Source organism: Pseudomonas sichuanensis (genome assembly GCF_003231305.1).
In the GTDB taxonomy this organism is placed as follows: Bacteria; Pseudomonadota; Gammaproteobacteria; order Pseudomonadales; family Pseudomonadaceae; genus Aquipseudomonas; species Aquipseudomonas sichuanensis.
In genome coordinates this window covers 1-547 of sequence record NZ_QKVM01000138.1, presented here as the reverse complement: position 1 = coordinate 547, position 547 = coordinate 1, and the positions used below count along the sequence as shown (strand labels likewise).

Below are 547 nucleotides of genomic sequence, written 5' to 3'. Positions count from 1 at the left end.
ACTGGCCTGTACCAGGCGCCCCAGTTCGTCGTACGCCCATTTACTGGTCTTGCCGGAGCAGTCGGTGTACTCGAGCAGTTGCCCGGCGTCGTTGTACGCCAGCTGCTTCTCGTTGCCGTTGGCGTCCTTGATCGCCTTGAGCAGCCCGGTGGAGGTGTAGGCGAACTCGGTCTTGTTGCCCAGCGGGTCGACCGTTTCTACCAGGTTGCCGACGTCGTCGTAGTCGCGCAGCCACAGGCCGCCTTCGGCATCGCTGATCTTGATCAGCTGGTCTTTGTCGTCGTAGGCGTAGTGCACGACGCTATGGTCGGCGCGGATGTGTTGCAGACGGTTGCTGCGTTCATCGTAGGTGTAGCGGTCCTGGCTGCCGTCGGCGTGCAGGTGGCGGATCACGTTCTTGCGGGCGTCGCGGAACAGCCACTCCGAGCGCTGGTCAGCGTGCTGGATGCGGTAAGTGTAGCCGTCGGCGTCGTAGTAGTGGCGGGTCTGGCCGACGTGGGCGTCGGTCACGGTGGTCAGGCGGATGTGCTCGTCCCACGTAAGGCGA

General features: G+C 63.8%; 1 pseudogene. It reads right to left on the bottom strand.

Annotated elements, in window-relative coordinates:
* Window positions 1–547, bottom strand: a pseudogene (locus DM373_RS28435) (RHS repeat-associated core domain-containing protein); the annotation flags it as partial.